We start from the raw sequence: 23,219 nt of genomic DNA, 5'->3' as shown, positions 1-23,219 counted from the left end.
CTTTCCTTTTTATTTTCATTCTATTTTCATAAAGGTCACTCATTTTCAGTATTTTTATATTAAATTTTCTATTGCTATTTTCATATATTTTTTGAATTTATTTATATATTAACATTTTGTAAGCCTATTTTCATTGAAAACTTTTACAATTTTCGAAAAAGTAGTTGATTTTTATATGAAAACGATTTATACTAGGTACGTCTGAGGTTTTTTAGGAAACCTATAAGTCAAACATTTTAAAAGGAGGAATGACAATAATGAGTATCGGAATCATTATTGCGAGCCACGGCGAATTTGCTGCGGGTATTCATCAGTCAGGATCTATGATCTTTGGTGAACAAGAAAAGGTTCAAGTTGTAACCTTTATGCCAAATGAAGGTCCAGATGACCTTTACGCTAAATTCAACAATGCTGTGGCTGCATTTGACGCAGAAGATGAGGTTCTAGTATTGGCTGACCTTTGGAGTGGATCTCCATTCAACCAAGCTAGCCGCGTGATGGGAGAAAATCCTGAGCGTAAGTTTGCCATCATCACAGGGCTTAACTTGCCGATGTTGATCCAAGCCTACACTGAGCGCCTTATGGACGCTACTGCAGGTGTGGATAAAGTCGCTGCGAATATCATTAAAGAAGCCAAAGATGGCATCAAAGCTCTTCCAGAAGAGCTTAACCCAGTTGAGGAAGGGGCTAGTGCTGCGGCTGCTCCAGTTGCCCAAGCTGCTATTCCAGAAGGAACTGTTATCGGGGACGGTAAATTGAAAATCAATCTTGCCCGTCTTGACACACGTCTTCTTCACGGACAAGTCGCAACTGCTTGGACACCAGATTCAAAAGCAGACCGTATCATCGTTGCTTCAGATAACGTTGCAAACGACGAATTGCGTAAAGAATTGATCAAGCAAGCAGCTCCTAACGGAGTAAAAGCCAACGTTGTCCCAATCAAAAAATTGATTGAGGTTGCAAAAGATCCTCGTTTTGGTAACACACATGCTCTTATCTTGTTTGAAACACCTCAAGATGCCCTTCGTGCCATCGAAGGTGGCGTACCAATCAAGACCCTTAATGTTGGTTCTATGGCCCACTCAACAGGTAAAACAATGATCAATAACGTCTTGTCTATGGACAAAGATGATGTTGCAACATTTGAAAAAATGCGTGACCTCGGTGTTGAATTTGATGTACGTAAAGTACCAAACGACACGAAAAAAGATTTGTTTGACTTGATTAAGAAAGCAAACGTCCAATAATTTTAATCTGTTTTATCATTTTTGAAAACAGGATTAAGTACTTTATTAAAACTAAATAGAAAAGGAATAAAACCATGTCAGATATTTCAATCATTTCTGCTATCTTGGTTGTAGTTGTTGCCTTCCTTGCAGGTCTTGAAGGTATCCTCGACCAATTCCAATTCCATCAACCAATCGTCGCATGTACCCTTATCGGACTTGTAACAGGTAACCTCGAAGCAGGTGTTATGCTTGGTGGATCTCTTCAAATGATCGCCCTTGGTTGGGCTAACATCGGAGCTGCTGTAGCTCCTGACGCTGCTCTTGCATCTGTTGCCGCAGCGATCATCTTGATCAAAGGTGGTAACTTTACTACCGAAGGTATCGCCGTCGCAACAGCCACAGCTATCCCTCTTGCCGTAGCTGGACTTTTCTTGACAATGATTGTTCGTACAATCTCAGTTGCCTTGGTTCACTCAGCTGACGCAGCTGCAAAAGAAGGAAACATTGCGGCTGTTGAACGCGCTCACTACTTTGCCCTTGTTCTTCAAGGTCTTCGTATCGCTATCCCTGCAGCCTTCCTTATCGCTATCCCTGCTTCTGCTGTTCAAGACGCTCTTGGCCTAATGCCAGAATGGTTGAATGGTGGTATGGCTGTCGGTGGTGCTATGGTCGTTGCCGTTGGTTACGCTATGGTTATCAACATGATGGCAACTCGTGAAGTATGGCCATTCTTCGCTATCGGTTTTGCTCTTGCAGCAATCTCTCAATTGACTTTGATTGCCCTTGGTGTCATCGGTGTTGCCCTTGCCTTCATCTACCTTAACCTTTCAAAACAAGGTGGTAACGGTGGCGGCGGAGCTGCGACTTCTAACGACCCAATCGGTGATATCCTAGAAGACTACTAGAAAGGGGAACAATCATGGCTGAAAAAATTCAATTATCAAAATCAGATCGTCAAAAAGTTTGGTGGCGTTCACAATTCCTTCAAGGTTCTTGGAACTACGAGCGTATGCAAAACTTGGGTTGGGCTTACTCATTGATCCCAGCTATCAAAAAATTGTACACTAAAAAAGAAGACCAAGCGGCTGCTCTTGAGCGTCACCTTGAGTTCTTCAACACTCACCCATACGTAGCTGCTCCAATCATGGGGGTTACTCTTGCACTTGAAGAAGAGCGCGCTAACGGTGTTGAGATCGATGACGCGGCTATCCAAGGGGTTAAGATCGGTATGATGGGACCTCTTGCTGGTATCGGTGACCCAGTATTCTGGTTTACAGTTCGTCCTATCCTTGGAGCTCTTGGTGCATCACTTGCTGCATCTGGTAACCTTGTTGGTCCACTTCTCTTCTTCTTCGGATGGAATGCTATCCGTATGGCCTTCCTATGGTACACACAAGAGTTCGGTTACAAAGCTGGATCTGAGATCACTAAAGACATGTCTGGTGGTATCTTGAAAGACATCACTAAAGGTGCTTCTATCCTTGGTATGTTCATCCTTGCCGTTCTTGTACAACGTTGGGTATCCATCAACTTCACTATCAACCTTCCAGGCAAACAATTGTCAGAAGGTGCCTACATCAACTTCCCAGAAGGTCCTGTTACAGGAGCTGAGTTGAAGGGCATTCTTGGTCAAGCGCTTAGTGGTATGAGCCTAGATAGAGTTCAACCACAAACGCTTCAAGGTCAGTTGGACTCATTGATTCCAGGATTGATGGGACTTCTCCTTACTTTCCTTTGCATGTGGTTGCTTAAGAAAAAAGTATCTCCAATCACAATCATCCTTGCCCTCTTTGCAGTTGGTATCGCAGCTCGTTTCTTCGGTATCATGTAATCTCGGTGAGAATATATAAACAAAAAAGAATCAGGATTAAACCTGATTCTTTTTATGTATCAACTTTTTCTCCTAGTAAGATAATGAAAGCACCCAATCACCACTGCTAGTATGGCAACATAGAGTAGCTGTTTGGCTTCTAAAGGCACAAAAGCTCCCTGTAGGATAAAAGTATTGGCAAGTACACCAACAAGGGCTGCAAGGCTCAAAAACGTGAGCAAAAGCATCTTGTATCGATTAAAAGGCAAGCTGACCTTGGCAACTAGACACAGACCATTGATCAGGGCAAGGAGGAAGCAAATAAATTTGACCTGACCTGGGACAGTGATAAAGAAATTGGTCAAAAGAACACTAGCAACCAGAACGCCACCACCAATCGCCGCGTTGGTTAGGATATCTCTCATAAAGTGAGTGCTAACCTTTTCTTTATTGGACTCAAAAGTCAGGAAGAAGGATGGAATCCCAATCGTAATGGCTGAAATGATTGTAAACTGAATGGGGATAAAGGCAAATTCCAAACCAAATACCACACTCAAAATGGCAAAAACGATGGAGAAGAAGGTCTTTGTTAGAAAAAGAGAGGCTACCTTTTGGATGTTGTTAATGACCCGGCGTCCTTCCATCAAGATATCATAAAATACTGCAAAGTCATCTGTGAGAAAAACAATATTGGAGACGCTTTTTGCTGCACTGGTGGCTCCATTCATAGCAAAACTAATATCTGCTTTTTTGAGAGCCAGAACATCATTGACACCATCACCACTCATGGCGACTGTTTTCCCAGCATTCTGCAAAACGGTCACCATCTTTTCTTTCTGCTCTGGTGTCACGCGACCAAAGATATCATGCTCCAAAACCACTCTTTCAAAGTTCTCATCACTCACCTTGGTCATATCAATCGCACGGGCTTCTTCTTTAAAACCTGCCTTACGAGCAACCCCATATACAGCCACATGATTATCTCCACTGATAATCTTTACTTCCACTCCCTGAGACTCGAAATAGTCAAAGGTTTCCTTGGTATTATCCTTAATCTCATCTGACAGAACGACGTTACCTAGTAATTCCATATTGGCTGGGGTAGTAATCTGGTCCTTGCTATGAGCGAGTGTCAAGATTCGAAAACCTTGCTGTTTTAGATTTTCATAGTAGGCATCCATCGGCTGGGTAAAGCCTAAAAACTCATAGGCTCCGAAGAAATAGGTCCCACTGTCTTTTACTTGGACAAAGGAATACTTGTTTTTACTTGAAAAGGCACCGACTTCTTGAACTTCCCACTTTTTCTCACAGGTTAAGTAAGTCTTCAGAGCTCGGGAAGTTGCATTTTCATCTTCGAAATAAGCCAAATAAGAAGACAGTTTCTCTGCTACATTAGCATCCATTTCTTGGACCTTCATATTCCCCGTCGTGATGGTTCCAGTCTTATCAAAACAAAGAACATCTACTCGCGCCAAGGTCTCTACACAGTATAGCTCCTGCACTAGAACCTTCTTTTTAGCCAACTTCATGGCTGCTACCGCTAGGGAGACGCTAACCAAGAGAATCAAACCCTCTGGAATCATGCCGACCAAGGCACCTGAACTTCCCAAGACAATTTCAACATAAGACCGTCCTAGACTAAAACCTCTGACATAAAGCAGAATCGCAACTGGCACTAGCAAGATAGAGACGATTTTTAAAATCTTATCCATATAATCGCGCAGTTGAGAAGGGTATTTTTTGAATTCCTTGCTGGATTTTGCAAGTTTGTTGATATAACTATCGGGTCCGACCGCCGTCGCCGTGACCAGACACGTACCGCTGACAACATTGCTTCCGCTCATCAGCTTGTCACCAACTGTTTTAAAGACCGAATCACTCTCACCAGTCAGCAAGGACTCATCAACTTCAATATTCCCTTCAAGCACTTCTGCATCTACAGGCACCTGATCTCCCAGATTGAGATGCAGATACTCACCCAGTACGATATCTTCTGGATCAATCTCAATCGTTTGACCATCTCGATTGACTTTGTACTTACTTTTACCTAGCAAACTTAGCTTTTCTAAAGCATTTTTTGAACGCACTTCTTGGAAAATCCCAATGGCTGTATTGATAGCAATCACACCTAAAAAGAGCATATTTTCAAATCGCAAGGTTGTGGCTACCAGAACTGCCAGAGCCAAGTTCATAGCATTAAAGAAGGTAAAGATATTTGAAACGACGATTTCCTTGGTTGTTTTATAAGGTTTAATGTCACTGATGTTTCGTTGACGATCCTTGATGTCTTGGCTGCTTAAATACTTCATTTCTACTCCGATATCCTTTTGTACTACTATAATAACACATATCTTTCCCTCTGTCACTTAAAGACTTAAACTAAGAAGAACTCCCTTGGCAAGCATTATCTATCACCACTTTAAGAAGCACTAAGAAAAGGCTAGGATTCCCCTAACCTTTTTTCTTGATATTTTATTCTGCCAAGGCTCCCATTGGATCCCAAGGTGCAAGCACAATTGGTTCTGCTTCATAGGCAGCTTGTTCTTCTGCTGTCAGTAATTCCTTACGGACAACGATTTGATAGGTGTATTCATCCATCCAAGCGTCTGAGGCGACGAAGTAACCATCTGTACCGACCTTGTCTCCCCATGAGTTTTCAACCTTCCACTTGGTTGACTTACCATTTTCGTCCAAGTCCACACCTGTCAAGACCATGGCGTGGGTCATCAAGCTTTCGCTGTAGTCCAAACGTCCAGCTTTGTCTTGAGTGAGTTGAATGTCCATGCTTGATTCAAAATCATAAACATCTGTTGCAAGAATTCCAGCTTTGCGGTTGCTGAGCTGGCCGACATCTGAACCAAACCAAACAGTTTCTCCTGTTTGCATTTGGGCAATCGCCAATTCTTTCAAGCGCTCCATTGGAACGTTGATGTAGCGAACTGCACGGCTACCAACCACATTCCCCAACATCTCAACTGTGTAAGATTTACCGTAAGGCTTGTCAGCAGTTGGTGCGTTGATAACAGAAACATAATCTTCTAGAGGAAGATTGACATATTTCTTGTAAAACTCTTGTGGCGTAATTCCCTTTTCGCTTTGGTAGTTGTTATCCTTATCGCGATAAGCAAAGTCAAACTGGCGTGGTGGAAGACCCAAAGACATGGCAAGGAAGTTAAAAATTTCTTGCAAGAGTTCTTCTTTCTTGGCTTGAACAGTCGCTTGGTCAGCACCAGATGCTAGTAAATCACGCAAGATTTGAGCATCTTGCCGAAGTAATTTGTTGAGAATGGCATTTAGCTCGCGGCTACTGCTAGATGAAACAGATTCAGGATAAACTGACTTGGGAACGACACCGTATTTCTCAAAGAGGGCAACGACCATATCCCATTGACCACCATCTTGTTGTGGAGTTTGGAGTAGGAAGCTAACCTTGCGGCTCGTCAATTCTTGGTCTGCAGTCGCAATCACTTGCTCCAAGAACCAGTTTGATTTCTCATACTTGTCCCAGAAGAAGGTGTGGGCTTGTGACAGTTCAAAGTTTTCGAGCTTGTATTGAGAGATGAGTTTGTGACGGAAGGTATTAAGGGCTGCAAACATCCAGCAACGACCAGATGCTTTCTGGTTGGTCACCTTGTCCTTTGTCAAATCAAGCGAGAAAACAGGTATATTGTCTACATGGCTTTGACGACGTTCTAGGGCTGCAAAAATACCGTTGTGGCTTGCAGCATTTTCGATAGCTTGGTATTTTACATTTGCTTCATAGTTAGCAAATAAATTATCCGTAAATGATTCTTGAATCGCGTTCATAGATTCCTCCTTTTATTCTACTGTCTATTATAACTCTTTTCACAAAGGAAGCAACTGAAAACATAAAAAGGCAAGGACTTTGTCCTTCACCTTTTTCGAATATAAATCAAATTAAGCAATACTAGCAAGAAGATTTTCTAATTCCTCCTTGGTCAAGCGACGCCATTCTCCTCGTTCTAAGTTCTCATCCAAGGCTAAAGTTCCCATAGTCAAACGTTGCAGGTCCACGACTTCCTTCCCGCAGTAGGCCACCATACGCTTGACCTGATGGAATTTCCCCTCTGCTATGGTCACACGAATCTGGCTCTCACCCTTATCTGAATCCAGTGACAAAATCTCTAGTTTAGCCGGCTGGCAGGTGAAATCCTTGAGCGGAATGCCCTTGGCAAATGTGTCCACATCTTCTTGAGTCATAATTCCCTCGACGTGTGCCAGATAGGTCTTATCCACATGACGTTTTGGTGAAAGAAGAGCATGGGCAAGCTGGCCGTCATTGGTCAAAAGCAGGAGGCCATGCGTGTCAATATCCAAGCGCCCTACTGGGAAAACTTCCTTGGTCCGAGCCAAATCATCCAGCAAGTCTAGAACCGTTCTATGCTTGGGATCTTCAGTCGCTGAAATAACTCCTTGAGGCTTATTTATCATATAATAGACAAACTCCTCGTACTCTAGCACTTGACCATCAAAGCGAATCTCGTCTCTTTCTTCATCAATCTGCAGTTTAGCTGATTTTTCTTTTTTACCATTTACCGTCACGCGCCCAGCCTTGAGCAAGTTTTTGACCTCAGTTCGACTCCCTACAGCGCAAGCAACTAAAAATTTATCTAATCTCATAGAACTATTATATCATACTCAAAAGGAGGCTGGCTCAATAGCCAACCTCCTTTCCTTTTCAGAGTCGGGAAGCTAACTTCCTCTTTCCCAGAAGATAGCTAACACAATCATGGCACCGAGAACTGCTGGGATAATGGCTGTACCATTTAGGCTTGGCCCCCAAGAGCCAAAGAGTAATTGTCCTAAAAAGGCACCAATCCAACCGAGAAACATCTTCCCAAAGCATCCCATACGTTCTCCACGATTGGTGATAGCCCCTGCTAGTAGTCCAATTAAAAGACCGACAAACATGCTTCCAATCATAGCTTCTCCTTAATTTGCCCAGTCTCCATTACGAAAGAGCGGTACGCGCGTTCCATCCTCACGGATACCGTCTATATCCATTTGATTCGAACCAATCATAAAGTCCACGTGAACATCTGAACGGTTCAGTCCTGCAGCTTCAAGTTCTTCTTCGCTCATCTCTGCTCCACCAACAACGCTGGTCGCATAGGCTGCTCCGATAGCCAAGTGGTTTGAAGCATTTTCATCGAAAAGAGTGTTAAAGAAGGTAATCCCTGACTGTGAGATTGGACTTGGATCTGGTACCAAGGCACATTCACCCAAGGCACGCGCACCCGCATTTTCAAAGACAAGGTCTTTCATGACCTGATCACCCTTATCAGCAGTGATATCTACGATTTGACCATCCTTGAAGGTTACTTTAATTCCCTCAATGATATTTCCGTTGTAGCTAAGTGGTTTTGTAGAAGTAACATAGCCATCTGCGAGACGAAAATCAGGCGCTGTGAAGACTTCCTCTGTTGGCATATTTGGCAAGAATTCTTCGCCCTGTGCATTGATAGCACCAGCTGATTCCCAAACGTGGTTCTTAGGTAAGCCAAGTGTCAAATCAGTTCCTGGCGCTGTATAATGAAGGGCTGAAAATTGCTCCTTATTAAGCATATCTGCCTTGCTCTTGAGGATAGCAGCGTGTTCTTCCCAGGCCTTAACAGGATCTTCTTCGTAGACACGGCAGGTTTTGAAGATTTGGTCCCAAAGGAGATCGACTGCTTCTTCATCGCTCGCAGCATTTGGAAAGACCTTCTTAGCCCACTCAAGTCCAGCAGCGGCTGCTACAGTCCAGCTAACCTTGTTGGATTGCGTTGCGATACGCATTGGCTTCATGGCAAGTCCCATAGCTTTAGCAGAAGCTGAAAGCTTGTCAGCGTCCACTCCGTTCAAGGCACCTGGATCAGAAGAACGGACACCAAGACGGCTAGCCTTATTCTCCAAGAGATAGTTCATCTCAGCAATCTTGTATTCTGGCACATTGTCCAAACGGTCCATTGGTGCATGGAGGAATTTCTCGCGATTGATGACATCATCTGTCCACTGAACAATAACCTCATGCGCACCCAAGGCATAAGCTTCTTTCACGATCAAATGCGCCAACTCACGTTGCTCCACATCGATAGAGAGAGCCAAAGTGTGACCAGGTTGCACGTTGATTCCATTCGCAACCAACAATTTCGCATATTTTTCTAGATTTTCTTTAAAATTTGGTAAAACCATTTTGTTTTTCCTTTTCTATTTTTCTTTTAAAGCAGAAAACAATCCTGCTAAAGCAATGGCACCCGACAGAAGCACTGTCGATAGGATAATTGTTTCATCTGCCAGCTCTAGCTGATAGTTAAAAACCTTTTCAGCTGGTTTGTCTTCCGCAAAGATTCTAAGTTTCATAAAGATGTTCTCCGTTCTAATCCTTAAAACAAATCATCAAACAAACTCAACTGGTTATCCTCTGGCATATCGCCAAGAATCCCCATTTCATCCATCTTTTCAACCAAGGTCGATGACAGTCCGCCACGCTTACGCAGTTCTGTCTTAGAGAGGAACTCACCCTCTTCACGCGCACGCACCAACTGCTTAGCAACGTTCTCTCCCAGACCATCCATTGCTACAAATGGCGGAATGAGGGTATCCCCATCGATGAGGAACTCTGTTGCCTGACTACGGTAGAGATCGAGTTTGCCAAACTTGAAACCACGTTCCCACATTTCATTGACAATCTCAAGAGTTGTATAGAGGTCAATTTCCACATTAGAAGCTTCATTGTTCTTCCGTTTTTCAGCAATTTCTTGCATCTTGCGCTTGATGGCATCCAAACCCGCCCCCATGGTCTTGATATCAAAAGCCTTGGCACGGATTGAGAAATAAGCACAGTAGTAATAAATCGGATGGTGAACCTTGAAGTAGGCCACACGCAAGGCCATCATAACGTAGGCGGCCGCATGGGCCTTAGGGAACATGTACTTGATTTTCCCACAGGACTCGATATACCACTCTGGCACCTTATTGGCCTTCATAGCCTCGATGTAGCCATTTCGCTCCTCTTCGGAAATCTTTAGCCACATGCCCTTACGTACCCGTTCCATGATAGTAAAAGCCATCTTAGGTTCAAGACCAGCATGCATGAGATAAACCATGATATCGTCCCGACAACCGATAACAGTCGATAGGTCCGCAATCCCTTGCTTGATCAGATCCTGGGCGTTCCCCAGCCACACATCGGTACCGTGGGATAGACCAGACAGCTGAAGCAACTCCGCAAAAGTCGTCGGATGTGTCTCATCTACCATTCCACGTACAAAGTTGGTTCCAAACTCTGGAATTCCCAGCATCCCTGTTGGAGTTCCAATTTGCTCAGGCGTCACCCCTAAAACTTCCGTTCCAGAAAAGAGAGCCATAACGCTTTCATCATCCATGGGAATTTCATTAGGGTCAATACCAGACAAGTCCTGCAATTTCCGAATCATGGTCGGATCATCATGCCCCAGTACATCAAGTTTGAGGACATTCTCATCGATATCGTGGAAGTTAAAGTGAGTCGTCTGCCATTCAGCCGTCATGTCATCTGCTGGATACTGAACAGGCGTAAAGTCGTAGACATCCATGTAGTTAGGAATAACAACGATTCCCCCCGGGTGTTGTCCCGTTGTGCGCTTGACACCAGCAGCACCTTGGGCGAGGCGTTCCACCTCTGCATCACGATAAAACTTCCCATAGTCCCGCTCATAGCCCTTGACAAAGCCATAGGCAGTCTTGGCAGCCACCGTACCAACCGTTCCTGCACGGAAGGCATATTCTTCACCAAAGATATCACGCACATCCAAGTGGGCGCTGGGCTGATCTTCTCCTGAGAAGTTCAAGTCAATATCAGGAACCTTGTCTCCATCAAAACCAAGGAAGGTCTCGAACGGAATATCCTGCCCATTTTTGCTGAGTTTGTGACCACACTTTGGACAGTCCTTATTAGGCATATCAAATCCTGAACCGTAAGAACCATCTGTGATAAATTCACTATACTGACACTGACTACAAACATAATGAGGAGAGAGAGGATTAACCTCCGTAATCCCAATCATGGTCGCAACGAAACTGGAACCGACAGATCCACGAGAACCAACCAAGTAACCCCGTTCATTGGAACGTTGCACCAGCATCTGGGAAGCCAGATAAATCACGGCAAATCCATTCCCCAGTATGGATGTTAATTCTTTTTCAATCCGCAAATCAACAATATCTGGCAGCGGATTTCCATAAATCTCAAAAGCTTTCTTGTAGGTCAACTCAGCGACCGTTTCTTCAGCCTTATCGATGAAAGGAGTGTACAAGTCACCCTTAACAACCTCAACAGGTTCAAAGATATCTGCCAAGGCATTGGTGTTTTCAATGACTAATTTGCGTGCTAAATCTTCTCCCAAGAAAGCAAATTCATCCAACATTTCATTGGTCGTTCGAAAATGAGCTTTCGGAAGAGGAGCCGGTTGGGCATGTTCACCGTGACCAATGGTTCGGTTAATCATAGCCCCCTGTCCCAAACTACGGACGATAATTTCACGGTAAATCTCTTCTTCCGGTTCGATATAATGAACATTTCCCGTAGCCAAAACGGGCTTGCCAAGACGGTCTCCCACCTCTATCAAATTCTTGATAATAGTCTGGAGTTCCTCCATATCCTTGACCTGCTCTTTAGCAATCAAGGGTGCATAGATAGCCGGTGGCATGACCTCGATAAAGTCATAATACTTGGCCACTTCAACCGCCGCATCTACACCTTGGGAAACGACTGCGTCAAAAACTTCACCCTCCGAGCAAGCCGACCCCAAAATCAAGCCCTCCCGATGAGCATCTAGAACTGTTCTCGGAATCCGTGGTACCCCTTCAAAGTATTTGGTATTGGACAACGAAACCAGCTTAAAGATATTTTTTAGACCTACTTGATTCTTGACATAGATGGTCGCATGCTTGATCCGAGCTTTTTTATAAGAGTCTGGACTAATCAAATCAATATTCAGTCTAGCCAGATCAGTCACACCATGTTTTTCTGCTACATCCTTGATGAAGATAAAGAGCAAACGACCAGTAGCTTCCGCATCGTAGTTGGCCATGTGGTGGTGGTCCAGTGTCACACCAAAACGCTTGGTCAAAGGTCCCAAACCATGACGTTTATACTCAGGATAGAGGTTTCTAGCAAACTCGAGCGTATCAATAACTGGCTGGCTAATCTTAGGCAAACCATGACGCTCATAGTTAGCATTCATAAAGCCAACGTCAAAGGTAGCATTGTGGGCAACTAGAACCGTATCCTTGCAAAACTCTTGGAATTCTTGTAAAACTTGTTCCAGTGGTTTGGCATTTTTGACATGGTCATCTGTAATTCCAGTCAACTCGGTAGTAAAGGCTGACAAGGGATATCCAGGATTGATAAATTCATCAAATTCGGCAATAACATTTCCCTTGTACATCTTAGAAGCCGCAACTTGAATCAAGTCATTATAGATAGCTGAAAGTCCCGTCGTTTCCACGTCAAAAACCACGTAGGTCGCTTCTGACAAGTCCATCTCCACTTCGTTGTAAACGATAGGAACACGGTCTTCAACGATATTGGCTTCCATTCCATAGATCAGCTGAATTCCTGCTTTCTTAGCTGCCTTGTAGCCATGTGGAAAGGACTGAACATTCCCATGGTCCGTGATGGCAACCGCCTTGTGTCCCCACTTTGCAGCTGTCGCAATAATTTCCTCTACTTCTGGCAGAGCATCCATGGTCGACATATTAGTATGAGCATGAAACTCAACCCGGCGCTCACCTTCTGGCATCAAATCCTTCCGCTCATAGTGAACAACTTCCTGCACATCCTGCACGTTCATTGTCAAATCTCGTGTGAAGTTATTCATCTCCACATTTCCACGAACACGAAGCCAAGAATTTTTCTTAATGATGTCAAACTTCTGAGCCTCTTCTTCATTCTTAACCCATTTTTGCATTGAAAAACTTGAAGTGTAGTCCGTCATTTTAAAGTTGATCAAAACACGCCCTGTCCTGGTCACCTTATGCTCCACATCAAAAACGACCCCTTCAAAAACCAAACGATTTTCCTCAGTCGTCACATCAATCATCTGGGTAACTTCAGCCTTATCCAATTTTGGTTTTGCCGCAACCTTTTTAGCCTGAAAATCAAAGGCCGGTTTCTCTTCTACTGGAGGAGGAGCTATCTGTTCCAGTTGTTCCATAGCACGCAATGCCTCTTCATTAGCAGCCTGAACGATTTGTTCATTCTCCGTATGGAAGGCCGCTTCCTGCTCCTGTGTAAGAGCATCATTCTTTTCGATTTGGCAGACAAAAGCTGGAAAACCAAACTTTTCAAGTTGCTTTGTTAAATTAGGAAGATGATTTTTCTTAAAGTGTTCCTTATCAATCACCTCTGAACCTTCAATAAATAGCTGATTTCCCTCTGCACGAACTTGCAAATTCTGATAAAGAGACTTAAACCCTTGACTAGCACATGGACCTTCAGAAAAAGCCTCCTTATAATAGGCCTGCAAGAGTTCATTTGAAAATTCTTGAGAGAGAGCCTTGATTTCGAAAACAGCTTGATTCCCTGTCTTAGAAAATTCTTCACTAAGCCCTTTCTTTAACTCTAAAAAGATTTCAATCGGTAAAATATTAGAAAATACAAAATGAAATTCCCAAATCTTACTAATTTTATGAACCACAACACACTCAATACTTGCATTAACAAGAGCAGGATCCTGTCTCAATTGATCAGAGACTCCTATTTGATTCATTAAAATTTCAAACTTACTTGACATTCAATTTCCTCACATTATTCTTTTACTATTTTACCATAATTAAAGAAAATATATAGCCACTATCATTCCTTAAGCACTGCTAGTTTTCCTAAATTCATTCCTTAAAAACAAAAAAGAAGATTCTCAGAATCTCCTTAACACATATAAAAAAGATACCCTTAAGTATCCCCATACTCAATCGGGAAGACAGGATTCGAACCTGCGACACCTTGGTCCCAAACCAAGTACTCTACCAAGCTGAGCTACTTCCCGCGTTAAATAAAAAAATGCACCCTAGAGGAGTCGAACCTCTAACCGCCTGATTCGTAGTCAGGTACTCTATCCAGTTGAGCTAAGGGTGCTCATCATTATATGCCGAGGACCGGAATCGAACCGGTACGATCGTTACCAATCGCAGGATTTTAAGTCCTGTGCGTCTGCCAGTTCCGCCACCCCGGCCTCTCTAAGCGAACGACGGGATTCGAACCCGCGACCCCCACCTTGGCAAGGTGGTGTTCTACCACTGAACTACGTTCGCATCGACCTCTTATTCTATATAAAAAAATGCCGGCTACATGACTTGAACACGCGACCCTCTGATTACAAATCAGATGCTCTACCAACTGAGCTAAGCCGGCTACTTTCTATTATGCGGGTTAAGGGACTTGAACCCCCACGCCGTTAAGCGCCAGATCCTAAATCTGGTGCGTCTGCCAATTCCGCCAAACCCGCAAATATGACCCGTACTGGGCTCGAACCAGTGACCCATTGATTAAAAGTCAATTGCTCTACCAACTGAGCTAACGAGTCTAAAATAACTTCCGTTACCTTAAACGGTCCCGACGGGAATCGAACCCGCGATCTTCGCCGTGACAGGGCGACGTGATAACCGCTACACTACGGGACCTATATGGGAGTTAACGGGATCGAACCGCTGACCCTCTGCTTGTAAGGCAGATGCTCTCCCAGCTGAGCTAAACTCCCTCGAGCTAAGCGACTTCCATATCTCACAGGGGGCAACCCCCAACTACTTCCGGCGTTCTAGGGCTTAACTGCTGTGTTCGGCATGGGTACAGGTGTATCTCCTAGGCTATCGTCACTTAACTCTGAGTAATACCTACTCAAAATTGAATATCTATCAAATAATTAGAAAACCTCACGCTTCGTATCCTCAGTTACTTTGGATAAGTCCTCGAGCTATTAGTATTAGTCCGCTACATGTGTCGCCACACTTCCACTTCTAACCTATCTACCTGATCATCTCTCAGGGCTCTTACTGATATATAATCATGGGAAATCTCATCTTGAGGTGGGTTTCACACTTAGATGCTTTCAGCGTTTATCCCTTCCCTACATAGCTACCCAGCGATGCCTTTGGCAAGACAACTGGTACACCAGCGGTAAGTCCACTCTGGTCCTCTCGTACTAGGAGCAGATCCTCTCAAATTTCCTACGCCCGCGACGGATAGGGACCGAACTGTCTCACGACGTTCTGAACCCAGCTCGCGTGCCGCTTTAATGGGCGAACAGCCCAACCCTTGGGACCGACTACAGCCCCAGGATGCGACGAGCCGACATCGAGGTGCCAAACCTCCCCGTCGATGTGAACTCTTGGGGGAGATAAGCCTGTTATCCCCAGGGTAGCTTTTATCCGTTGAGCGATGGCCCTTCCATGCGGAACCACCGGATCACTAAGCCCGACTTTCGTCCCTGCTCGAGTTGTTGCTCTCGCAGTCAAGCTCCCTTATACCTTTACACTCTGCGAATGATTTCCAACCATTCTGAGGGAACCTTTGGGCGCCTCCGTTACCTTTTAGGAGGCGACCGCCCCAGTCAAACTGCCCGTCAGACACTGTCTCCGATAGGGATCACCTATCCGGGTTAGAGTGGCCATAACACAAGGGTAGTATCCCAACAACGTCTCCTTCGAAACTGGCGTCCCGATCTCGTAGACTCCTACCTATCCTGTACATGTGGTACAGACACTCAATATCAAACTGCAGTAAAGCTCCATGGGGTCTTTCCGTCCTGTCGCGGGTAACCTGCATCTTCACAGGTACTAAAATTTCACCGAGTCTCTCGTTGAGACAGTGCCCAAATCATTACGCCTTTCGTGCGGGTCGGAACTTACCCGACAAGGAATTTCGCTACCTTAGGACCGTTATAGTTACGGCCGCCGTTTACTGGGGCTTCAATTCATACCTTCGAGTTACCTCTAAGCACTCCTCTTAACCTTCCAGCACCGGGCAGGCGTCACCCCCTATACATCATCTTACGATTTAGCAGAGAGCTGTGTTTTTGATAAACAGTTGCTTGGGCCTATTCACTGCGGCTGACGTAAAGTCAGCACCCCTTCTCCCGAAGTTACGGGGTCATTTTGCCGAGTTCCTTAACGAGAGTTCTCTCGCTCACCTGAGGCTACTCGCCTCGACTACCTGTGTCGGTTTGCGGTACGGGTAGAGTATGTTTAACGCTAGAAGCTTTTCTTGGCAGTGTGACGTCACTAACTTCGCTACTAAACTTCGCTCCCCATCACAGCTCAATGTTATAGAATTAAGCATTTGACTCAATTCACACCTCACTGCTTAGACAGACACTTCCATTCGTCTGCTTTAGTTAGCCTACTGCGTCCCTCCATCACTACATACTCTAGTACAGGAATATCAACCTGTTGTCCATCGGATACACCTTTCGGTCTCTCCTTAGGTCCCGACTAACCCAGGGCGGACGAGCCTTCCCCTGGAAACCTTAGTCTTACGGTGGACAGGATTCTCACCTGTCTTTCGCTACTCATACCGGCATTCTCACTTCTATGCGTTCCAGCGCTCCTCACGGTACACCTTCTCCACACATAGAACGCTCTCCTACCATACCTATAAAGGTATCCACAGCTTCGGTAAATTGTTTTAGCCCCGGTACATTTTCGGCGCAGGGTCACTCGACTAGTGAGCTATTACGCACTCTTTGAATGAATAGCTGCTTCTAAGCTAACATCCTAGTTGTCTGTGCAACCCCACATCCTTTTCCACTTAACAATTATTTTGGGACCTTAGCTGGTGGTCTGGGCTGTTTCCCTTTCGACTACGGATCTTAGCACTCGCAGTCTGACTGCCGACCATAATTCTTTGGCATTCGGAGTTTATCTGAGATTGGTAATCCGGGATGGACCCCTCACCCAAACAGTGCTCTACCTCCAAGAATCTTTATGTCGACGCTAGCCCTAAAGCTATTTCGGAGAGAACCAGCTATCTCCAAGTTCGTTTGGAATTTCTCCGCTACCCACAAGTCATCCAAGCACTTTTCAACGTGCCCTGGTTCGGTCCTCCAGTGCGTCTTACCGCACCTTCAACCTGCTCATGGGTAGGTCACATGGTTTCGGGTCTACGACATGATACTAATGCGCCCTATTCAGACTCGGTTTCCCTACGGCTCCGTCTCTTCAACTTAACCTCGCATCATATCGTAACTCGCCGGTTCATTCTACAAAAGGCACGCTCTCACCCATTAACGGGCTCGAACTTGTTGTAGGCACACGGTTTCAGGTTCTATTTCACTCCCCTCCCGGGGTGCTTTTCACCTTTCCCTCACGGTACTGGTTCACTATCGGTCACTAGGGAGTATTTAGGGTTGGGAGATGGTCCTCCCAGATTCCGACGGGATTTCTCGTGTCCCGCCGTACTCAGGATACTGTTAGGTACAAAGACTATTTTAAATACGAGGCTCTTACTCTCTTTGGCTGATCTTCCCAAATCATTCTTCTATAATCTTTGAGTCCACATTGCAGTCCTACAACCCCGAAGAGTAAACTCTTCGGTTTGCCCTTCTGCCGTTTCGCTCGCCGCTACTAAGGCAATCGCTTTTGCTTTCTCTTCCTGCAGCTACTTAGATGTTTCAGTTCACTGCGTCTTCCTCCTCATATCCTTAACAGATATGGGTAACAGGTAGCACCTGTTGGGTTCCCCCATTCGGAAATCCCTGGATCATCGCTTACTTACAGCTACCCAAGGCATATCGTCGTTTGTCACGTCCTTCTTCGGCTCCTAGTGCCAAGGCATCCACCGTGCGCCCTTATTAACTTAACCTTATTTTCTGACCTTTCAGTCATAAACTCTTTTAATACTACAGCGTTTCGGTTTATTTTCTTGTTACTATTTGATATAGATATTCAATTTTCAATGTGCATTACTTGGTGATCTCTCACCAATGGAGCCTAGCGGGATCGAACCGCTGACCTCCTGCGTGCAAAGCAGGCGCTCTCCCAGCTGAGCTAAGGCCCCACAAGACCTCTCAAGACTAAACAAGACCAATGCGCAGTTCCTTATCCTTAGAAAGGAGGTGATCCAGCCGCACCTTCCGATACGGCTACCTTGTTACGACTTCACCCCAATCATCTATCCCACCTTAGGCGGCTGGCTCCTAAAAGGTTACCTCACCGACTTCGGGTGTTACAAACTCTCGTGGTGTGACGGGCGGTGTGTACAAGGCCCGGGAACGTATTCACCGCGGCGTGCTGATCCGCGATTACTAGCGATTCCGACTTCATGTAGGCGAGTTGCAGCCTACAATCCGAACTGAGACTGGCTTTAAGAGATTAGCTTGCCGTCACCGGCTTGCGACTCGTTGTACCAGCCATTGTAGCACGTGTGTAGCCCAGGTCATAAGGGGCATGATGATTTGACGTCATCCCCACCTTCCTCCGGTTTATTACCGGCAGTCTCGCTAGAGTGCCCAACTGAATGATGGCAACTAACAATAGGGGTTGCGCTCGTTGCGGGACTTAACCCAACATCTCACGACACGAGCTGACGACAACCATGCACCACCTGTCACCTCTGTCCCGAAGGAAAACTCTATCTCTAGAGCGATCAGAGGGATGTCAAGACCTGGTAAGGTTCTTCGCGTTGCTTCGAATTAAACCACATGCTCCACCGCTTGTGCGGGCCCCCGTCAATTCCTTTGAGTTTCAACCTTGCGGTCGTACTCCCCAGGCGGAGTGCTTAATGCGTTAGCTGCGGCACTAAACCCCGGAAAGGGTCTAACACCTAGCACTCATCGTTTACGGCGTGGACTACCAGGGTATCTAATCCTGTTTGCTCCCCACGCTTTCGAGCCTCAGCGTCAGTTACAAGCCAGAGAGCCGCTTTCGCCACCGGTGTTCCTCCATATATCTACGCATTTCACCGCTACACATGGAATTCCACTCTCCCCTCTTGCACTCAAGTTAAACAGTTTCCAAAGCGTACTATGGTTAAGCCACAGCCTTTAACTTCAGACTTATCTAACCGCCTGCGCTCGCTTTACGCCCAATAAATCCGGACAACGCTCGGGACCTACGTATTACCGCGGCTGCTGGCACGTAGTTAGCCGTCCCTTTCTGGTAAGATACCGTCACAGTGTGAACTTTCCACTCTCACACTCGTTCTTCTCTTACAACAGAGCTTTACGATCCGAAAACCTTCTTCACTCACGCGGCGTTGCTCGGTCAGACTTCCGTCCATTGCCGAAGATTCCCTACTGCTGCCTCCCGTAGGAGTCTGGGCCGTGTCTCAGTCCCAGTGTGGCCGATCACCCTCTCAGGTCGGCTATGTATCGTCGCCTTGGTGAGCCGTTACCCCACCAACTAGCTAATACAACGCAGGTCCATCTGGTAGTGATGCATTTGCACCTTTCAATGCATTATCATGCGATAATCCATTTTATGCGGTATTAGCTATCGTTTCCAATAGTTATCCCCCGCTACCAGGCAGGTTACCTACGCGTTACTCACCCGTTCGCAACTCATCCAAGAAGAGCAAGCTCCTCTCTTCAGCGTTCTACTTGCATGTATTAGGCACGCCGCCAGCGTTCGTCCTGAGCCAGGATCAAACTCTCATTAAAAGTTTGAGTTCTCACTCATTTCTGTCACTGACAGATTTATTGTTTTTTCATTGTTCAGTACTATAACCTTAGTTATAGTGCCCTGCACATTGGTTCGTCTTGTTCAGTTTTCAAAGGTCTTTGCCACTCAATCTCTCTCAAGCGACAACTATATTAGTATATCACAGCTGCTAACCTATGTCAACACTTTTTTAAAACTTTTTTCAAGTTTTTTTACCGCGATACACACATAGTCCGTACGGGATTCGAACCCGTGTTACCGCCGTGAAAAGGCGGTGTCTTAACCCCTTGACCAACGGACCTTGAGCTTTTCAACTCTTTCTATTATACCTACTTTTCCTACTTTGTCAAGATCTTTTTTCCTCTTTACCGAAATTCTGAAAATATAAGGGAAAAGAGCCAGTTAAACTGACTCCTTCTATTTATCTTGCCAATTAGTCGCACGTTCCTCTCCCCACCAGTAAGGGATCAATTCGGCAACCTTAATTGTTTTTCTTGTTTCGTAGTCCATCATGAACTCTGCTTCTTTATTTTTAGCATTCAATTCTAAGAGAAATTCTCTGCAAGCGCCACAGGGCATACCTGATCCTTCGCCGTAGGGAGGTTTGTCTCGAAAGGCGAGGATTTTCTTAACTTTGGTCTGTCCTGAAAATTGATATATATTGAAGAGAGCCGCTCGTTCTGCACAGAGATGAAAAACGCCACAAGTGCCCTCCATACAAAATCCTGTGAAGATCTGACCATCTTCTGCTTCTACCGCAGCAACAACATGGTTAGCATAAACAAAGTCAGAAACTTCATGGGGATTGAATAAGGTTCGTGCTTCTTCATACATCTTTTCCCATGTATCCATCGGAAGTCCTTTTTATTTGGAGATCTCTTTCAGCATATTATCGATATGCTGAATTGACTTTTCACGTCCGAGTAAGAAAATGGTGTCTGGTAATTCTGGTCCATGCATTTCACCTGATACAGCAATACGAATCGGCATGAAGAGGTTTTTCCCTTTAATACCTGTTTCTTTTTGGACTGCTTTGATTTGTGGGAAGATGTTTTCTGTCACAAATTCCTCATCTGTCATCGCTTCTAGTTTCGCTTTGAAGGCTTCTAGAACAACCGGAACGGTTTCTCCTGCCATGACCTCACGCTCAGCGTCTGTCAACTCTGGGAAATCTGAGAAGAAAAGATCTGTCAATGGAACGATTTCATCCACTGACTTCATTTGTGGTTTGTATAGTTCCACCATTTTTTCAGACTTGTCAGTCAAACGCCCTGCTTCTTCTAAGTAAGGTTTAGCCATTTCAAAGATAGTAGCAAGTTCTGCTTTCTTGATGTAGTCGTTGCTCATCCAGTCTAGTTTCTTCTGATCAAATGCAGCTGGTGACTTGCTGAGACGATTTTCATCAAAGAGTTTAATCAATTCCTCACGAGAGAAAATTTCATCTTCGCCACCTGGATTCCAACCAAGAAGGGCGATAAAGTTAAAGACTGCTTCTGGCAAATAGCCTTTTTTACGGTAGTCTTCTATAAACTGAAGGGTATTGGTGTCACGTTTAGACAATTTTTTACCCGTTTCAGAGTTGATGATCAAAGTCATGTGACCAAACTCTGGTGCTTCCCAACCAAGCGCTTCATAGACCATGAGTTGTTTTGGAGTATTAGCAATATGGTCATCACCGCGGATAACGTGAGAGATTTGCATATCGTGGTCATCGATCACAACGGCAAAATTGTATGTTGGGTAACCATCTTTCTTTTGGATAACCCAGTCACCACCGATGTTGCCACCTTCAAACTCGATATCACCTTTGACCATATCATGCCATTTGTAGATACCAGACTCGTTAACAGCCAAACGAACAGTTGGGATGATACCGGCTGCTTCACGTTCTGCGATGTAAGTTGCTTTTTCTTCTTCGCTCATACCAAGGTATTCATTGATGTAACGTGGTGTTTCGCCAGCTGCTTCTTGGCGTTCGCGTTCAGCTGCCAACTCTTCTTCTGTAACGTATGATTTGTAGGCTTTTCCTTCAGCTAGCAATTGATCGATGTATTTTTGATACAAGTCCAAACGCTCTGATTGGCGGTAGTTTTCATGAGTTTCTGGACTTTCATCCCAGTCAATCCCCAACCAGCGAAGATTTTCAAGCTGTGAACGTTCTCCATCCTCAACATGGCGTTTACGGTCAGTATCTTCGATACGGATGATAAAAGTTCCACCATGATGGCGTGCGTAAAGGTAGTTGAATAATGCTGTACGGGCATTTCCGATGTGTAGTAGTCCTGTTGGACTTGGTGCGTAACGTACGCGGATATCTTTTGACATATCTTCTCCTATAAAGTCTCTAGGCGTCTGCCTTTTTGCTCTCTATATTATATCACAAGTCTTGCCAGAGTCCAATTTCTCTTTTCGAGAAAAAGCAAAAAGAGTGGTAAAACCACCCTTTTTATATCCTATTATAGACGAGCGTTGAGTTCTTTGCTCAATTCTTCAAATCCTGGTTTACCAAGAAGGGCAAACATGTTACGTTTGTAAGCTTCAACACCTGGTTGGTCAAATGGGTTGATGGCATTCAAGTAACCTGAAAGGGCGATAGCCAATTCGAAGAAGTAGATTGTGTAACCAAGAGTGAAGGCATCTTTCTCAGGAAGAGTTACGTACATGTTTGGTACGTCACCATCTGTGTGGGCAAGAAGAACACCGTCAGTTGCTTTTTTGTTAACGAAGTCAACGTCTTTTCCCTGAAGGTAACCAAGTCCATCAAGATCTTCTTCCAAAGTAGGGATAATCACGTTCTTACGTGGTTTGTCAACACGGACAACTGTTTCAAACATGATACGAGTTCCTTCTTGGATAAATTGACCCAATGAGTGTAGGTCTGTTGAGAAATTAGCTGAAGTTGGGTAAATCCCTTTTTGGTCTTTTCCTTCTGTTCAGGCACCCCTTGTGGATGCATCTGCTGGAAATTCCCTTGCACTGACTGGCTAGTTTGATTGACTTGCCAATCAACCACTGCGTCATCTATTTTTTCTAATTTAGACCCAGAAGCCTGGACTTTTGGTCCAGGCTCTGAATCAATTTTTTAGACTTTTATTTTTCTAAATTGCTTGATTTGAAATTTTATTATGGTTAAGCAGTTTCAAAAATCTGAATGGTAGAATCTTTATCAATTACTACCGCTTGATCTGCTACAACATGGAGTGTACCAGGAAGGCTCCCCTCTTTTGAACCATCAAAAGAAATCGTGATATGTCCCAGTCCAGTTAAATTTTTTTCTACTACATTTCCTACGGAACTAATCGAATATTCCTGATTATCTACCACCAGCTTGCCACCTTCTAGTATTGAACCTAGCAGATTTTTGTTATCAATCTTAAAACAATACTCTGATAAATCTTCTGGTGCTTCTTCTCCAAATAAAATGAGCATATTGGCATCTTGAATCATATTCTGAGCTTCAGACCCTACTTGAATTACTTTAGTTTCAAAAATTTTCTTCATCTGATTTCTATTCATACTTTCTCTAATTTGTCATAAACTTAGGC

General features: G+C 44.7%; 13 protein-coding genes, 11 tRNA genes, 3 rRNA genes and 1 pseudogene. 3 read left to right on the top strand and 25 right to left on the bottom strand.

Going from position 1 to position 23,219, the window contains the following annotated elements; translation table 11 throughout:
* Positions 1-257: 257 nt before the first annotated feature.
* From HMPREF1518_RS08245 to HMPREF1518_RS08235, 3 genes are all read left to right on the top strand, one after another.
* The gene (locus HMPREF1518_RS08245) at positions 258-1,247 is read left to right on the top strand and encodes a PTS sugar transporter subunit IIB (RefSeq protein ID WP_000021989.1); all 990 of its coding nucleotides are present in this window, start codon (positions 258-260) and stop codon (positions 1,245-1,247) included.
* Between the two features lie 74 nt (positions 1,248-1,321).
* Positions 1,322-2,134 carry a PTS mannose/fructose/sorbose transporter subunit IIC gene (locus HMPREF1518_RS08240; protein WP_001280325.1) on the top strand — a complete coding sequence of 271 codons (813 nt, stop codon included), beginning with the start codon at positions 1,322-1,324 and terminating at the stop codon, positions 2,132-2,134.
* 14 nt (positions 2,135-2,148) lie between these two features.
* Positions 2,149-3,060, top strand: a complete 912-nt coding sequence (locus HMPREF1518_RS08235) for a PTS system mannose/fructose/sorbose family transporter subunit IID (RefSeq protein ID WP_000818322.1) — start codon at positions 2,149-2,151, stop codon at positions 3,058-3,060.
* Between the two features lie 59 nt (positions 3,061-3,119).
* Here HMPREF1518_RS08235 and HMPREF1518_RS08230 read toward each other — a convergent pair whose 3' ends face one another.
* The 25 genes and pseudogenes from HMPREF1518_RS08230 to HMPREF1518_RS08105 form a co-directional block, all read right to left on the bottom strand.
* The gene (locus HMPREF1518_RS08230) at positions 3,120-5,348 is read right to left on the bottom strand and encodes an HAD-IC family P-type ATPase (protein WP_000876385.1); all 2,229 of its coding nucleotides are present in this window, start codon (positions 5,346-5,348) and stop codon (positions 3,120-3,122) included.
* A gap of 163 nt (positions 5,349-5,511) precedes the next feature.
* Complete coding sequence (gene pepC / locus HMPREF1518_RS08225; protein ID WP_033585458.1) at positions 5,512-6,846, bottom strand: aminopeptidase C; 1,335 nt, start codon at positions 6,844-6,846, stop codon at positions 5,512-5,514.
* Between the two features lie 111 nt (positions 6,847-6,957).
* Positions 6,958-7,680 (bottom strand): pseudouridine synthase, encoded by a 723-nt coding sequence (locus HMPREF1518_RS08215; protein ID WP_033585454.1) that lies wholly within the window; start codon positions 7,678-7,680, stop codon positions 6,958-6,960.
* A gap of 72 nt (positions 7,681-7,752) precedes the next feature.
* On the bottom strand, positions 7,753-7,983 hold the full coding sequence (locus tag HMPREF1518_RS08210) for a GlsB/YeaQ/YmgE family stress response membrane protein (protein ID WP_000580441.1): 231 nt from the start codon (positions 7,981-7,983) through the stop codon (positions 7,753-7,755).
* A 9-nt stretch (positions 7,984-7,992) separates the two neighbouring features.
* Positions 7,993-9,234 (bottom strand): aminopeptidase, encoded by a 1,242-nt coding sequence (locus HMPREF1518_RS08205; RefSeq protein ID WP_033585452.1) that lies wholly within the window; start codon positions 9,232-9,234, stop codon positions 7,993-7,995.
* A gap of 15 nt (positions 9,235-9,249) precedes the next feature.
* Complete coding sequence (locus HMPREF1518_RS08200; RefSeq protein ID WP_000776630.1) at positions 9,250-9,402, bottom strand: hypothetical protein; 153 nt, start codon at positions 9,400-9,402, stop codon at positions 9,250-9,252.
* Between the two features lie 23 nt (positions 9,403-9,425).
* Positions 9,426-13,817: a PolC-type DNA polymerase III gene (locus HMPREF1518_RS08195; RefSeq protein WP_033585451.1), complete on the bottom strand. Its 4,392-nt coding sequence runs from the start codon at positions 13,815-13,817 to the stop codon at positions 9,426-9,428.
* A 178-nt stretch (positions 13,818-13,995) separates the two neighbouring features.
* Positions 13,996-14,069: transfer RNA gene (locus tag HMPREF1518_RS08190), tRNA-Pro, on the bottom strand.
* A 15-nt stretch (positions 14,070-14,084) separates the two neighbouring features.
* A tRNA-Arg gene (locus tag HMPREF1518_RS08185) sits at positions 14,085-14,158 on the bottom strand.
* An 11-nt stretch (positions 14,159-14,169) separates the two neighbouring features.
* A tRNA-Leu gene (locus tag HMPREF1518_RS08180) sits at positions 14,170-14,255 on the bottom strand.
* A gap of 7 nt (positions 14,256-14,262) precedes the next feature.
* A tRNA-Gly gene (locus tag HMPREF1518_RS08175) sits at positions 14,263-14,334 on the bottom strand.
* Between the two features lie 27 nt (positions 14,335-14,361).
* Positions 14,362-14,434: transfer RNA gene (locus HMPREF1518_RS08170), tRNA-Thr, on the bottom strand.
* A 12-nt stretch (positions 14,435-14,446) separates the two neighbouring features.
* Positions 14,447-14,528, bottom strand: a tRNA-Leu gene (locus HMPREF1518_RS08165).
* A 5-nt stretch (positions 14,529-14,533) separates the two neighbouring features.
* Positions 14,534-14,606: transfer RNA gene (locus HMPREF1518_RS08160), tRNA-Lys, on the bottom strand.
* Positions 14,607-14,630: 24 nt separating this feature from the next.
* Positions 14,631-14,703 (bottom strand) — tRNA-Asp (locus HMPREF1518_RS08155).
* Positions 14,704-14,707: 4 nt separating this feature from the next.
* Positions 14,708-14,780 (bottom strand) — tRNA-Val (locus tag HMPREF1518_RS08150).
* 4 nt (positions 14,781-14,784) lie between these two features.
* Positions 14,785-14,900 (bottom strand): 5S ribosomal RNA (gene rrf / locus HMPREF1518_RS08145).
* A 76-nt stretch (positions 14,901-14,976) separates the two neighbouring features.
* Positions 14,977-17,878: ribosomal RNA gene (locus tag HMPREF1518_RS08140) — 23S ribosomal RNA — on the bottom strand.
* A gap of 122 nt (positions 17,879-18,000) precedes the next feature.
* Positions 18,001-18,073: transfer RNA gene (locus HMPREF1518_RS08135), tRNA-Ala, on the bottom strand.
* Positions 18,074-18,124: 51 nt separating this feature from the next.
* Positions 18,125-19,673 (bottom strand): 16S ribosomal RNA (locus HMPREF1518_RS08130).
* The 16S, 23S and 5S rRNA genes sit together here with 11 tRNA genes alongside, the layout of an rRNA operon.
* A 230-nt stretch (positions 19,674-19,903) precedes the next feature.
* Positions 19,904-19,975: transfer RNA gene (locus HMPREF1518_RS08125), tRNA-Glu, on the bottom strand.
* Between the two features lie 116 nt (positions 19,976-20,091).
* Positions 20,092-20,526 (bottom strand): cytidine deaminase family protein, encoded by a 435-nt coding sequence (locus HMPREF1518_RS08120; protein WP_033585450.1) that lies wholly within the window; start codon positions 20,524-20,526, stop codon positions 20,092-20,094.
* A gap of 12 nt (positions 20,527-20,538) precedes the next feature.
* Positions 20,539-21,999: a glutamate--tRNA ligase gene (gene gltX, locus HMPREF1518_RS08115; protein WP_033585449.1), complete on the bottom strand. Its 1,461-nt coding sequence runs from the start codon at positions 21,997-21,999 to the stop codon at positions 20,539-20,541.
* A 131-nt stretch (positions 22,000-22,130) separates the two neighbouring features.
* Positions 22,131-22,607: pseudogene (pgi, locus tag HMPREF1518_RS08110) on the bottom strand (glucose-6-phosphate isomerase); the annotation flags it as partial.
* A gap of 196 nt (positions 22,608-22,803) precedes the next feature.
* A complete protein-coding gene (locus HMPREF1518_RS08105) occupies positions 22,804-23,175 on the bottom strand; it encodes a PTS glucitol/sorbitol transporter subunit IIA (protein ID WP_033585537.1) in 372 nt (123 codons plus the stop codon).
* Positions 23,176-23,219 lie beyond the last annotated feature (44 nt).

The sequence above is a fragment of the Streptococcus sp. SR1 genome, assembly GCF_000526075.1.
In the GTDB taxonomy this organism is placed as follows: Bacteria; Bacillota; Bacilli; order Lactobacillales; family Streptococcaceae; genus Streptococcus; species Streptococcus halitosis.
Note: the sequence above shows the minus strand (reverse complement) of the source record. Positions and strands in the feature narration are given on the sequence as shown.

What these genes read in the sequence shown, in the direction of transcription:
- HMPREF1518_RS08245 (WP_000021989.1), top strand. Translation starts at nt 258, where the DNA reads ATGAGTATCGGAATCATTATTGCGAGCCACGGCGAATTTGCTGCGGGT.
- HMPREF1518_RS08240 (WP_001280325.1), top strand. Translation starts at nt 1,322, where the DNA reads ATGTCAGATATTTCAATCATTTCTGCTATCTTGGTTGTAGTTGTTGCC.
- HMPREF1518_RS08235 (WP_000818322.1), top strand. Translation starts at nt 2,149, where the DNA reads ATGGCTGAAAAAATTCAATTATCAAAATCAGATCGTCAAAAAGTTTGG.
- HMPREF1518_RS08230 (WP_000876385.1), bottom strand. Translation starts at nt 5,348, where the DNA reads ATGAAGTATTTAAGCAGCCAAGACATCAAGGATCGTCAACGAAACATC.
- pepC (WP_033585458.1), bottom strand. Translation starts at nt 6,846, where the DNA reads ATGAACGCGATTCAAGAATCATTTACGGATAATTTATTTGCTAACTAT.
- HMPREF1518_RS08215 (WP_033585454.1), bottom strand. Translation starts at nt 7,680, where the DNA reads ATGAGATTAGATAAATTTTTAGTTGCTTGCGCTGTAGGGAGTCGAACT.
- HMPREF1518_RS08210 (WP_000580441.1), bottom strand. Translation starts at nt 7,983, where the DNA reads ATGATTGGAAGCATGTTTGTCGGTCTTTTAATTGGACTACTAGCAGGG.
- HMPREF1518_RS08205 (WP_033585452.1), bottom strand. Translation starts at nt 9,234, where the DNA reads ATGGTTTTACCAAATTTTAAAGAAAATCTAGAAAAATATGCGAAATTG.
- HMPREF1518_RS08200 (WP_000776630.1), bottom strand. Translation starts at nt 9,402, where the DNA reads ATGAAACTTAGAATCTTTGCGGAAGACAAACCAGCTGAAAAGGTTTTT.
- HMPREF1518_RS08195 (WP_033585451.1), bottom strand. Translation starts at nt 13,817, where the DNA reads ATGTCAAGTAAGTTTGAAATTTTAATGAATCAAATAGGAGTCTCTGAT.
- HMPREF1518_RS08120 (WP_033585450.1), bottom strand. Translation starts at nt 20,526, where the DNA reads ATGGATACATGGGAAAAGATGTATGAAGAAGCACGAACCTTATTCAAT.
- gltX (WP_033585449.1), bottom strand. Translation starts at nt 21,999, where the DNA reads ATGTCAAAAGATATCCGCGTACGTTACGCACCAAGTCCAACAGGACTA.
- HMPREF1518_RS08105 (WP_033585537.1), bottom strand. Translation starts at nt 23,175, where the DNA reads ATGAAGAAAATTTTTGAAACTAAAGTAATTCAAGTAGGGTCTGAAGCT.